This is a genomic window from Planctomycetaceae bacterium, assembly GCA_041398825.1.
Classification (GTDB): domain Bacteria; phylum Planctomycetota; class Planctomycetia; order Planctomycetales; family Planctomycetaceae; genus F1-80-MAGs062.
In genome coordinates this window covers 454,800-467,092 of sequence record JAWKTX010000001.1, presented here as the reverse complement: position 1 = coordinate 467,092, position 12,293 = coordinate 454,800, and the positions used below count along the sequence as shown (strand labels likewise).

8 protein-coding genes and 1 pseudogene are annotated in these 12,293 nt (G+C 54.6%); 8 read left to right on the top strand and 1 reads right to left on the bottom strand.

The window, feature by feature from the left end; translation table 11 throughout:
* Positions 1-400: 400 nt before the first annotated feature.
* The 4 genes and pseudogenes from R3C20_01680 to pheS all read left to right on the top strand — a co-directional run bounded on the left by R3C20_01680 (position 401) and on the right by pheS (position 4,155).
* Positions 401-1,933 carry a sigma 54-interacting transcriptional regulator gene (locus R3C20_01680; GenBank protein ID MEZ6039185.1) on the top strand — a complete coding sequence of 511 codons (1,533 nt, stop codon included), beginning with the start codon at positions 401-403 and terminating at the stop codon, positions 1,931-1,933.
* 465 nt (positions 1,934-2,398) lie between these two features.
* Positions 2,399-2,599: a 50S ribosomal protein L35 gene (gene rpmI / locus R3C20_01675; protein ID MEZ6039184.1), complete on the top strand. Its 201-nt coding sequence runs from the start codon at positions 2,399-2,401 to the stop codon at positions 2,597-2,599.
* Positions 2,600-2,639: 40 nt separating this feature from the next.
* Positions 2,640-3,011, top strand: coding sequence for a 50S ribosomal protein L20 (gene rplT, locus R3C20_01670; GenBank protein ID MEZ6039183.1), 372 nt, complete (start codon positions 2,640-2,642; stop codon positions 3,009-3,011).
* A gap of 137 nt (positions 3,012-3,148) precedes the next feature.
* Positions 3,149-4,155 (top strand): annotated as a pseudogene (gene pheS, locus R3C20_01665) (phenylalanine--tRNA ligase subunit alpha).
* A gap of 105 nt (positions 4,156-4,260) precedes the next feature.
* On the opposite strand, the gene R3C20_01660 reads toward pheS, so the two are convergent.
* Positions 4,261-4,641 carry a hypothetical protein gene (locus R3C20_01660; GenBank protein MEZ6039182.1) on the bottom strand — a complete coding sequence of 127 codons (381 nt, stop codon included), beginning with the start codon at positions 4,639-4,641 and terminating at the stop codon, positions 4,261-4,263.
* A 341-nt stretch (positions 4,642-4,982) separates the two neighbouring features.
* Between R3C20_01660 and R3C20_01655 the strand changes: the two genes are divergently transcribed.
* From R3C20_01655 to pruA, 4 genes are all read left to right on the top strand, one after another.
* Entirely contained in the window at positions 4,983-6,998 is a 2,016-nt protein-coding gene (locus R3C20_01655) for a sigma 54-interacting transcriptional regulator (GenBank protein MEZ6039181.1), read from the top strand.
* 383 nt (positions 6,999-7,381) lie between these two features.
* Positions 7,382-7,699, top strand: a complete 318-nt coding sequence (locus R3C20_01650) for a hypothetical protein (protein MEZ6039180.1) — start codon at positions 7,382-7,384, stop codon at positions 7,697-7,699.
* A gap of 194 nt (positions 7,700-7,893) precedes the next feature.
* Positions 7,894-9,123, top strand: coding sequence for a bifunctional glutamate N-acetyltransferase/amino-acid acetyltransferase ArgJ (argJ, locus tag R3C20_01645; GenBank protein MEZ6039179.1), 1,230 nt, complete (start codon positions 7,894-7,896; stop codon positions 9,121-9,123).
* A gap of 120 nt (positions 9,124-9,243) precedes the next feature.
* Positions 9,244-12,264, top strand: coding sequence for an L-glutamate gamma-semialdehyde dehydrogenase (gene pruA / locus R3C20_01640; protein MEZ6039178.1), 3,021 nt, complete (start codon positions 9,244-9,246; stop codon positions 12,262-12,264).
* The last annotated feature ends 29 nt before the right edge of the window (positions 12,265-12,293 follow it).

Below are 12,293 nucleotides of genomic sequence, written 5' to 3'. Positions count from 1 at the left end.
GAACACTGTCACGCCGAAACAGGTTCCGGCCGAAGTACCATTGATCCGGCAGGAAATGCCGTTCAACAGCCAGCTGCCTGCGAGTCTGTGTGACTGTTGATAGCAATTCTTACAAATGCACGAAAGTTTTGGTCTAATCGTTGTGAAAACGTGTTGACACTTTCTGCCGAGTCCGGATATCACTCGGCCTCTCACACGGGAAGCGAGTCTTCGCCAGCCCAAAACCTTTCAGTTCTCCTCTCAATCGTTCCACCCTGGAACAAAGAATCCAATTCGCAAAGAATTGAAATCCGTCTCTGCCAATCTCAAGCGGAGAGGGTGTTTTTGTTCGATGCTGGATTCTCCTCTCCCACCGTCCTGCCTCCGTCTCTCCACTCTCTGCTCACAGATTGAGGACATCATGAACGAGTTCCCTCCTGGTGCTCATCGTGAGCCGCAGATACTGCGTTTCCCAACCGCAGTTCAAGCGAGCTCTCCCGATCAGCCCACTGCTCCCGAAACAGAATCCCCGACTCGCAGCGTGCTTGTTTTCTCGCCGCGACCAGGTGCGAGACAATTACTTGCGGATGATGTCCGCAAGCGTGGCATGAACGTCTGTGAAACAGACAGCCCCGATGCCATGCTCTTTCATTTGAGCCGACAAGAGTTCAGCTGCTGCATTATTGATGACGCCGACAACGTCTCCCGCATGCAGGAAGTCAACGCGGCGATCCGCAGCCATTCAAAAGCTGCCCAGGTTCTCTGCATCGTTGGCGAAGATTCTCGCTGGGGTCGCGAAACTGTTCCGACCTTCGAATGCGAAGTGATTGAACGTCCCTACACTGCAAGCCGCTTTGGAGCAGCACTGCTGAATGCCCTCCGCAGGGGAGATCTGATCCGGGAGAATGAAAAACTGCGTCGACAGTTGCTCAATCGTAACCTGATGGATCTCGTCGGCAGTACGCCAGCCATGCAGTCGCTGCGTGAAAGTATTCGAATTGCTGCAGACGACGATCGAACGGTCCTTGTTCGCGGCGAACCGGGAAGTGGCACGACGCTGATCGCGGAAGGTCTGCATCGGTGCAGTCGACGGGCATCCCGACCCTTTCTGCGAATTGATTGCAGCCTGCATTCCGTTGAAACTCTCGAACTTCAATTGTTCGGCGATGCAACTGACGATGGATTCCCCGGCTACCTCAGAATGGCCGAAGGCGGGTCTATCCTTCTCGACAATGTCGACACGGTCGCCTTGCCGTTCCAGCGACGCCTGGCACAGTTGCTCGAACAACGGGCAGCAGCCGTATTGCAGGGCACTCAGGACGGACCCAACATTCGGTTCATCGCGGCCACGCACGGTGACCTGAATCGACTGGCCATGGAAGGCCGTTTCCGCGATGACCTGCTGCAACATCTGAGCGGTATCACTTTGCAGTCGCCACCGCTGCGAGTCCGGCAGAATGATATCCCACTACTTGTCGAACACTTTATCAGCCAGATTGCGTTGAAAGAGGGCAGACCCCCGCGACGCGTCAGCATCGAAGGTCTCCAGCTGCTCGAAGGTCACCCATGGCCCGGCAACGTGCGGGAGCTGCAGAATGTCATCGAACGGGCCTGCACCGTAGACATTACAGAATGCATCGGTCCGGACGATCTGCTGCCGTGGCTGCAGAATGCCTCTCCCGATGAAGAAGGCGTTGATGGCGTTGGCATGACTCTCCGCGAAATGGAACGAAAACTGATCGAATCAACGTTCGCACGCTGCAACGGTAACCGTGAACGAACGGCTCAGATTCTGAAAATCGGACTTCGCACGTTATCCGGGAAACTCCGGGAATACGGATATCCGCCACGAGGCGGCCCAGGCTCCAACATCAAGCGGCCTGGCAGTGGTGTTGCAGCGGTTGCTGCCGTCGCAATCAACCACTCTATGGACGAACAGCGCAGAGCTGCTTAGTCCGGCGACGCTTCCGTATCCCGCTCACACAACGTGAGCAGTGTGTGAAGCAGAAGAGCGGAAGCGATGAAGAAGCGACGGCAAAGGTGGGTTGCCCTCTCCGTCCTCAGGCACAATGAAAGCAAACGCAACTCCCTCCTCCCGATGGGCGAGCTTCCTTGTGAAGCTCGCCCTTCTTTTTTCCGGGCAAGTCCCCGCATACTGGCTTCCAGACGCTGCACCGGGCTTGAATGAATTCTGTCAGAGACCACAATCGATTCCTGCGAATGCCGTTCTTGCGATCAAGATTCGTTGCGGGAACACTGCCAGCCTGCCGATACAGCGTTGATTCGCGTTGATCAGGATTGGAAAATTCTTCTTCCGTCCGCAAGCTGCTTTACAACCATGAAAGATGACCGCTATACTCCCCGGCTCTTTCATTCGAAAGCATATACATCAGTTCAGTTTTCTGTCATGGGGACGGAAATGCCCAAGCAAAAGACCCATAAAGGAATGAAGCGGCGATTCAAGATCACTGCTTCCGGCAAGGCAAAGCACCGCAAGGCTTTCCGCGGCCACATCATGAGCCACAAAAGTGGCAAACGACGTCGCGGTTTGCGTCAGGACGGTGTTGTAGCTGGCAAAGATGCCCGCAACATCGTAGAAGCCCTTCGCCCCAGTCTGTGATTTGTTTTTATTGAATCGTCTTCCCTGAAGGCTCGGTAAGATGCGTGTTCGGTTAGGTAAAGCGCGACGACGTTCGAAAAAGCGACTGTTTAAAGAGGCTCGCGGCAACGTGGGTGGACGCAGCAAGTTGCTGCGAACAGTTAAAGAAACCATTATCCGCTCCCGAGCGTTCGCGACGCGCGATCGAAGAGTGAAGAAGCGAGAGTTCCGCGCTCTGTGGATCACTCGACTCACTGCGGCATGCCGCGAGCGAGGAATGTCCTACTCTGAGTTCATTCATGGACTGACTCTGGCAAATATCGGGCTCAACCGAAAATCACTCAGCGAACTGGCGATCGCATCGCCGGCTGTTTTTGATGAGATTGTTGCAGCCGTGCGTGAAGCCAAGGGTGCAACGACGGCGGCTGCCTGATCCGCAGTACGACGTCGAACAGTGTGACATCGAAAAGAATCGACGGGCGAGCATCCTCCACAGGATCCTCGCCTGTTTTCTTTGGCACCGGGCAGGAACAATCACGAACGCCACAACGCTTTAAAGTGTTTTGAACCATGAGCGACATCCTTTCTGCGTTTGATGAATTCGAACAAGCAGCTCTCAATGCACTTCAGCGCGCAGGCAATGCGGCAGAGCTTGAAGCCGTGCGGTGGAGTTCATGGGTCAGAAGAACGGCCGCGTCCGGGATCTCCAGAAGCAGGTGGGAAAGGCATCCCCCGACGAAAAGCCCCGCGTCGGCAAACGTTTCAATGAAGTTCGAGTGGCCGTTACGGAAGCGATGGAAAGGCGGCAGGCTGAGCTGGCAGAAACCGCCAAGGCTGCTTCCAGCGACTTCGACGTCACTCTGCCCGGCGAAAAAATAACAATCGGCAAACTGCACCCCATCACCCAGACAATTGCTGAGTTCCGGGAACTCATGGGACGGTTTGGCTTTACCGTTGTTGAAGGCCCCGAACTTGAGGACGAACGCCACAACTTCGAGTCACTGAATATCCCCGAAGATCATCCCGCACGTGACCCGCTGGATAACTTCTACATTGCCTGCGCTTCAAAATTCGCCGGCGGACCGGTACTCCTCAGAAGCCAGACTTCCACCGTACAAATCCGAACCATGGAAACGAGCCAGCCTCCGGTGAGGATCGTCTCTCTTGGACGGGTCTATCGCCCGGATACCATGGACAAGACACACTCGTGTATGTTTCACCAGATGGAAGGTCTGCTCGTCGATCGCCATGTAACAATGGCACAGCTGAAGACGGTCCTCAGCCTTTTTGCACGCAGCTTTCTTGGCCCCGATGTTGAAATCCGCTTCCGTCCGTCATTCTTTCCTTTCACAGAACCATCTGTGGAAGTCGACATGAAATGGGGCGACAACTGGATGGAAATCGGGGGCGCCGGGATGGTCGATCCTAATGTCTTCAAAGCTGTTGGCTACGACCCGGAAGAATTTTCAGGATTCGCATTCGGCCTGGGAATCGAACGGTTCTGCATGAAACACTACGGAGTCGATGACATCCGACGATTCTACGAGAATGACATCCGTTTTCTCTCACAGTTCTGATCTGTCGTCGCAGCACACCCTGTCATGACTGCTTTGCCGGGATACCGCCAACGCGGAAGGGGCAGGGGACATCGGTGAATTCCGTATCCGAGACAGCATTCTGGCTCACTGCGGCGTCTTCAGCAGTTCGATATGTCCAGCGCAAAACCGGCAACCGACCCTGGTTCCGACGTGTTTCATGGCCGCCCTCAGCTCTTTTGCACAATGCGGACACTGCGTATACATGGCAATGATTTTCACGCTGTCGTCATAGCGGAACGCCTGCTCGCAGTGTTTGCATTGCACTTTCTGCCCCTGATACTTGACGTGAATTCGAAGTTCTTCATGGCATCCGGGGCATTCGACATAATGACCTCGGGGAGGGGCAGCAGCAATCACGACTAACTCCGGCAACGGGACAAACTTGGGAATCTCAACACTGTCTTCAGTGAGTTCAGAATTGAGCAGGGCTCGGCACGTCCGACAATGAACAACGCGGGCTGGCATGACATCTCCACATTGTGGACATGGGCCCCCTGGCCATGCACCATTCATGAGAAAAGATCCTTTGCTGAATGCCGGTTGCGAGTCTTATTTTCAAACATCTGCCTGTCACTTCATCAAACCAAGCGCGGGGTCAGTCTATTGCGATTCGGAAGAACTGTCATCCGAAAGTCCCTCACAATGAAGTACACCATCAAACATCGACAGTGAGATGACATTCCAGCGCCTGTTCGCCATGATACGACTGTCGGGCCCGAGATAAATTTAGCTGTGCCCGCCTGTCTTCTCATCGGAACAGGCGGCTCAGGTTTGTTTTCTTACGTCCAGCGGATCCAGAAACAAAAATGACAAGCGAAGATGCCGACGAGAATGGAGCAGCTGAGAAGTTTGCTTTCGTATTGACTTGGGATGGAGCCACCTGGCGGGATGTTGTCAGGCTTCGGCAGGGTCAGGTCACAACAATCGGTCGGTCAACCACAAATCGAATCGTCCTGCAGGACGATTCATGCAGCCGCAATCACTGCGAAATCTTCACCTCTGGAGGAGAATGGCGGCTCAGGGACCTGAGTAGTCGCAATGGAACGATCCTGCGCGGGGCTGCTGTCGACGGCGAAACATCGCTGCGGTCGGGCGATGTCATTGTTATCGGTGCTTGCCAGCTGGCATTCACCACAAGCCTGGACCAGACACCCGGCACCCCGGCAAATATGGGCAACGAAGGCAAGACGCTTGATTCTCATCCGATTGCGGTTCTTCGTGACAAGCAGCCGAAGATCATGCATCGTGCTTCTTCTCCCGGGTTCCTGACACCCAGGGATGAGTCTGTGCGTGATACGAGCGGAGCAGAGCTGGCCAAGCTGTATCGCCTGGGACTTGAGATGGGATCTGCGAGAACTCGCCAGCAACTGACAGATGTCGTCCTGGCGAACCTTGCCCGCGAAACGGTGGCCAATATCAGCGCGATTCTTCTGGCAGTTCAGGAAACCGATGCGCCGACGCCGGCAGACCTGCAGGTGGTCGCCTATGACAGCAAAAGAGACCTGCCTTACCGCCGCGTGTCCGATAATCTCTCCCGGGTTGTTCTGTCTTCCTGCGAAGCAATTCTTGCGACAGATGTCAGTGATGATAGTCAACTGTCTGTTTTCGACAGTCTTGGCGAAATGAAAGCCATCAGTGTCATCTGTGCACCGATTCATTCGGCAACGCGGACCTATGGCCTGGTGCACCTGTATTCCACGAATCCTGATAACCCTCTGGATAAACATGACCTGGAATTCACGCTCGCTGTTGCGAATCAACTGGCTGTTGCACTGGAACAACTTAAAGAAAGAGACTCACTGCAGTCCGGCCTCGCTCAGGCAAGAAACGAAAATCGCTCACTCCGGGAACAGCTCTCCAGCGAATACCAGCTCGTAGGCGAAACGCCCTCGATGAAGGAAATGAAGGATCGAATCACGCTCATCGCTGAAACAGACGCGAGTGTTCTGATTCGGGGCGAGAGTGGCTGCGGAAAAGAGCTGATCGCGCGCAGCATTCACAATATGAGCCCACGGCGAGACGGTCCATTCGTGTGCCTCAACTGCGCAGCGCTGAATGAGAGCCTGCTGGAGAGCGAATTGTTTGGCCACGAAAAAGGCGCCTTCACTGGCGCTACGGATCGAAAAGTGGGCCGATTCGAGCAAGCCGACAAGGGCACGCTGTTTCTGGATGAAGTCGGCGAAATGAGCCCGGCCATTCAGGCGAAATTCCTGCGTGTGCTGGAAGGGCACCCCTTTGAACGAATTGGGGGGCGCAAACCAATACAAGTGGATGTCAGACTTCTGGCCGCTACCAACAGAGACCTCGAAGAAGCCGTCGAGGATGGCGACTTCCGAAAAGACCTCTATTTCCGACTGCATGTTGCTGAGATTATTGCTCCGCCGCTGCGTGAACGAAAAGATGATATCGTTCTGCTGGCAAACACTTTTTTGGCCAGGTTTGTTCAAAAGACAGGACGAGTCATAACGGGATTCACTGATGAAGCGACAGAACTGCTTCGCGAATACAATTGGCCGGGGAATGTTCGGGAACTGCAAAACACCATCGAACGTACGGTAATCCTTTGTCGAAACGAAGTTGTGAAGGCGTCTGACGTTCAACTTTCGACGTTGTCCAGTCGATTCTCGGTAACCGAACCGGGAACTCAGCGCGATGGAGAGTATCGCGAACTTTCGCTCGCAGATATTGAGCAGCAGCACATCCTGGCGACACTGGACCACACCGAATGGAACAAATCGCGCGCAGCACAGATTCTTGGCATAGAGCGATCCACACTGGACCGAAAGCTCAAGCGTTACCACGTATCGCGTAAGACAAGCTGATGGTCTGAATTGGATCCGATTCCCGGAGAATGGCTTTCGGGAAAGTCGCTTCAAATCCAGGTTCCGACTGGCGGCCAGGTCACTTCTCTCGTTGTCATGATCGAACCGCATTGAGGCATCCGGATCACTGGAATTGATTTTACGTTTTGTGAAATTTTGTTGACATTTCACACCCTGAGTTCAACAATCGTGACTCGCAGGGACGCGTTCAATATTCAGTCAAACTGGGCCTTCAAAACAATCTCCCGATAACAGGCAACCTCGCGAATTTGCGATGTCTGGCGGCGAGCAGGATGGTAGCAGGACTGATGTTTCCAGGGACGGAAACGACGGAGCGGAATTAACTGTTGTCGCAACTGGTTGCAGCCCATTGGAGCCCCTGAATGTCGTCGTATTTTCTCGATGCAGACTCTGGTCTTGAGTCACTGGTAGACATCGAAGGCTATGAATTTCTCAGCGATCTGGACGCTGGCTTCGAAGAAGAACTGAAAGCACTGGGAGTTGATCCGTCAGCTCCTACTGCCGCGAAGCCCGGGTCAGAAGAAAAAGTCATGATGCTTGCGGCGAGATACGCCGCCGGATTGCCTCTCTGGCACCAGGACGATTGCTACGATCACGGCCCGGGAAGTGTCGGAAACCTGATTGTCGAAGACGAACTCGCTGAAGAGAGTGCCGAAGTGGAAAGCTTCGATATCGCCTGATACAGATGTCCGGACACTCGCCTGAACCATCATGCCGCAGGATCAACCCTGCGGCTTTTTTTGTCCGTACCTCCCAACACGTCCTGAGATTTGCAGTTTGCTGCGGCTTCTGCAGAATTCAGGCGAACGCCACACTCTGCTTTTCCGTCACACAGAACGCCCAACGAAAAACGTCCCATTAAGTCGCACCTCGCATGAATCATCAGAATCCCGTGAGCATCAACAATTTCGGTTCCCTACCAGCCGAATTCAGGACTTCAGGTTCAACCGCCGGCATCAAGGCGAGTGGGAAGAGTGACCTGGCACTCTTTGTTTCAGATCGCCCGGCTGCGGCAGCCGGTGTGTTTACTCAGAACCGGGTTTGCGGGGCACCGGTCACGGTATCACGTTCCCGGGTCCCCGCCCCGAACGTTCGAGCTGTGATCATAAACTCCGGAAATTCAAACGCAGCGACAGGTTTGCCAGGCATCGAGAATGCTAAACGAATGACCGCTGAAGTCGCGGGATGCCTGGGCTGTTCGGAAGAGCAGGTGCTGGTCTGTTCGACCGGCGTCATTGGCGTACCTCTGCCGATGGAGGTGATCCTTGATGGCATCCCGAATGGAATCAGGAGCCTGGAATGCAGTGACGAAGCGTTCAAAGCCGCCGCCACCGCGATGATGACCACAGACACTTTTGCCAAACTTGTGTCCGTCGACATGGAGATCGACGGTGTTTCAGTGCGGGTTTCAGGAGCCGCAAAAGGCGCGGCCATGATCGCCCCCAATATGGCAACGATGCTCTCCGTCCTGATGACCGATGCCGCTTTGAGTCAGGAGCAATGTGACTGTATCCTGAGATCTGCCGTCGATCAGACATTTAACTGCATCAGCGTCGATGGGCATACCAGCACCAGCGACACAGTACTGCTGATGGCCAATGGCGCAAGTGGCGCGACCATCACGAATAAATCCCTGGACGCAATTGAATCCGCAGTCGTCAGTGTCTGCCAGAAACTGGCGACAGATATTATCCGCGACGCCGAGGGAGCCGACCATTTTGTGACAATTGATGTCTGTGGGCTTGAATCCCGAGACGACGCGTACCGGATGGCCAAAGAGATTGCAGACAGCCCACTGGTCAAGACGGCCATTGTCGGTGCAGATCCGAACTGGGGCCGTATTGTGTCAGCGGCCGGATATGCGGGTGTGCCAATCGAAACTGAATACCTGTCCCTGAAGATCAATGGAGTGACAGTTTACGAGGCTGGAACGCCGGTCCCGTTCGATGAAACACAGGTTTCCGACGGGCTTCGCAACAATCGTGACGTTCACCTTGAACTTCGCGTGGCTGGTGGCCCACGATCCGGTTCGGCATGCGTGCGTTTCTGGACGTCCGATCTGACGGCGGAATACGTCCGCCTGAATTCAGAATACACCACGTGACGCTATGAATTTTGGCAAACTGACAGAAGCGCCTTTTAGATCAGGTTCTAACGCGTAAACTACCGCCGGAGTCCTCTTCATCTATTTCTGTTGGTATTCGAAACAGCATCGTTGCGGGTTATGGCCAAGAAGGCAGCATCGTCGAAAAAGAAAACTCTTTCGGGCAGCGATGCCACTGAGCAACGAACACAGCAGATCGGCCAGGAACTGTTCGATCGTTTGAATTACCGGTCACCGTCGATCTTTCATGGTCGCTGGTGGGAAGATCGCCTGATGTCGTGGGCGATGGGCGATGAAGCGGTCAAAGTGCAGATGTTCCGGTTTGTCGACGTGCTTCCGATGCTGAAGGACCACGTTTCAATCGCCCGTCACCTTGACGAGTACTTCGAGGACGTAAAACAGAATCTGCCCTGGGCGGCCCGCCTTGGCCTGCAGGTGTCAACGTCGAATTCCATCCTCAGTCGGGCGCTCGCGTACAATGCCCGCTCGAATGCATCAAGGATGGCTCGCAGATTCATTGCCGGCAGCAGTGTCGACGAAGTCATCCAGTCCGTTGCTCGTATCCGGAAATCCGGTTATGCATTCACACTGGATCTGCTCGGCGAGGCCGTTATCAGTGAAGACGAAGCTGACCGTTATCAACAGTCTTACTTCGACCTGATTTCCGGCATGGCGACTCAGGTGAATGAATGGCCGGAAGATGTTGCACTGGACTGGGACCACGAACGAGCAATTCCGCGAATCAACGTCAGTCTGAAACTGTCAGCCCTCGACAGTCAGTTCAGCCCGATCGACGCCAGCGGAACTTTTGAACGCGTCGCTGGCCGCCTTCGCCCGTTGCTGCAACTGGCTCGCGAAAAGAATGCTTACGTGCATGTGGACATGGAGCAGAATGACTACCGTCCACTCACATTGGAAATATTCCAGCGAGTCCTGATGGAGCCGGAGTTTCGCGACTGGGCCGACTGTGGCATCGTCATCCAGGCCTACCTGTCTGATGCGGAATCCGATTTGAACTCGATGCTGGCATGGGCGAAGAACCGCGGCACACCCGTGACCATTCGACTTGTTAAGGGTGCCTACTGGGACTACGAAAACATCGTTTCGGAGTACCGCGGCTGGAGCACGCCGGTGTTTCGCCGGAAGTGGCAGTCGGACGACAATTTCGAACGCCTTTCACGTATCCTGATGGAAAACTATCAGTACCTGAGACCGGCTCTTGCAAGCCATAACCTCCGAAGCCTTGCCCACGGACTCGCCCTTGCAGAGGAGCTGAGGATTCCGGACAGAGCTATCGAAATTCAAATGCTGTACGGGATGAGCGATGAACAGGCTCAACTGTTTCTGGAACGCAATCAGCGCGTCCGAATTTACACGCCATTCGGTGAATTGATTCCGGGAATGGCGTACCTGGTACGTCGGCTGCTCGAGAACACATCAAACGATTCATTCCTTCGACAAAGTTTTACTGAACACCAGTCAGTCGAGAAGTTGCTCATGAAGCCATCCATGCACGCTGCCAGCGAACCGCCGATTCAGGACGAAAAGCCTGCTGGCTTCCGCAACGAACCACTCACCGATTTTTCAAAGGCGTCCAGTCGGGAAGCCATGCAGCAGGCGATCTCAGCTGTACGGGAAGAATTCGGGCAGGAGTATCCTCTGGTCATCGATGGCAAGTCGTGCGATAGTCGCGCGACACTGGTTTCGCGGAATCCATCGAAGACATCGGAGATTCTGGGACGCGTGGCGTCCGCGAGCCCGGAACAGGCCATCGATGCCATCGATGCCGCTCGACGCGCGTGGCCGCAATGGGCGGCAACCGATGTCGAAACACGTGCTGAATATCTTGAACTTATCGCTGCTGAAATGCGCGAACGCCGATTCGAACTCTGCGCCTGGATCATTCTGGAATGCGGAAAACCCTGGGCCGAAGCGGATGCCGATGTCGCCGAAGCCATCGATTTCTGCATGTACTATGCGCTGGAAATGCGGCGACTTGGTGTGCCACGCCAATGTGATTTTATGGGCGAGGAAAACAGCTATACGTATCGATCGCGTGGCGTATGCGTGGTGATCGCTCCGTGGAACTTTCCTCTCGCTATTCTGACAGGGATGACCGCAGCTGCGATGGTCGCTGGCAACACCGTGATCATGAAGCCCGCGGAGCAGTCGTCCATTGTCGCAGCAAAGCTGATGGAACTTGTCAGAAATGCGCACATCCCCGATGGAGTCATCAACTATCTGCCCGGAATTGGAGAAGACATCGGGCCAACACTGGTCAGCAGCCCGGATGTCGATCTGATCGCATTCACCGGATCTCAGTCTGTTGGACTGGAGATCAATCGAGCGGCGGCCGACACCGACGATCGGCAACCGGGCGTGCGACGAGTCATCGCGGAAATGGGTGGCAAGAATGCAATCATCATCGATGACGACGCTGACCTGGACGAAGCCGTCCTGGGTGTCGTTCGCAGCGCCTTCGGTTACGCAGGCCAGAAATGTTCTGCATGTTCAAGAGCCATTGTGCTCGACAGCATCTACGAACAATTCGTGGAACGGTTAACATCCGCGACACAAAGCCTGCATGTTGGAATCGCTGAAGATCCAGCCACCAAAGTCGGACCGGTCATTGACGAAGACGCCCGTGAACGAATTCAGCAACTCGTCCGGAAAGCCGACCCGGAAGTTGATGGCACGCTGGCGCTCGCTGTCGACGTAGAATCACTCGCAAAGCAGGGCACGTTTGTAGGGCCTCACATTTTCATCAATGTGGAGCCAACCTCAACACTGGCTCAGAATGAAATCTTTGGGCCCGTGCTGGCGGTAATTCGGGCAAAGAATCTGGATCAGGCATTCGATATTGCAAACGGCACCCGATTTGCGCTGACGGGAGGCGTCTACAGTCGCAGCCCGGTCACACTGCGCCGAGCAAGGAACGAATTTGAAGTTGGCAATCTTTACCTGAATCGTGATATCACCGGGGCGATGGTGAATCGACACCCATTTGGCGGCTATCGCATGTCGGGCATTGGCAGCAAAGCGGGTGGGCCGGACTATCTGTTGCAGTTTCTGGTGCCCGTAAATATCACCGAGAACACAATGCGGCGCGGGTTTGCACCCGCCGTAGATGATTCCAAATAAGTCGGCAGTTTCCCAGGACCAACCTTGAA